The organism is Alistipes sp. CHKCI003 (genome assembly GCF_900021155.1).
GTDB lineage: Bacteria > Bacteroidota > Bacteroidia > Bacteroidales > Rikenellaceae > Alistipes > Alistipes excrementavium.
Map to the genome: position 1 here is coordinate 1 of NZ_FCNT01000023.1, position 530 is coordinate 530.

2 tRNA genes and 1 rRNA gene are annotated in these 530 nt (G+C 51.1%); all 3 read left to right on the plus strand.

The features are described 5' to 3' along the window. Positions 1-121 (plus strand): 16S ribosomal RNA (locus tag BN3659_RS03615); the annotation flags it as partial. A gap of 100 nt (positions 122-221) precedes the next feature. Then, a tRNA-Ile gene (locus BN3659_RS03620) sits at positions 222-295 on the plus strand. An 11-nt stretch (positions 296-306) separates the two neighbouring features. Next, positions 307-380: transfer RNA gene (locus BN3659_RS03625), tRNA-Ala, on the plus strand. Positions 381-530: the final 150 nt, after the last annotated feature.

Below are 530 nucleotides of genomic sequence, written 5' to 3' on the forward strand. Positions count from 1 at the left end.
ATGGGAGCTGGGGGTGCCTGAAGTTCGTGACCGCGAGGAGCGACCTAGGGCAAAACCGGTGACTGGGGCTAAGTCGTAACAAGGTAGCCGTACCGGAAGGTGCGGCTGGAACACCTCCTTTCTGGAGAGTGAGACTGTCTTTCGGCAGATGGATCTCGTTCTTTTCTCTCGAAGTAACCTGTAATTTTTAATGTGATAGAGTGGGTTTTCCCCGCGGATACAGTCCCGTAGCTCAGTTGGTTAGAGCACTACACTGATAATGTAGGGGTCTGCGGTTCAAGTCCGCACGGGACTACACCAAGTTCTGGGGGATTAGCTCAGTTGGCTAGAGCACCTGCTTTGCAAGCAGGGGGTCAAGGGTTCGACTCCCTTATCCTCCACTCTCGATCGAATTTTCGATCAACGTTCATTGACATACTTAAGGAGATGAGATAAAGTTTTCGGATGCAACAATAGGTGTATCCGGGAATGTAAGAAAGTATAGAAGGGCGTATGGGGGATGCCTAGGCTCTTGGAGGCGATGAAGGACG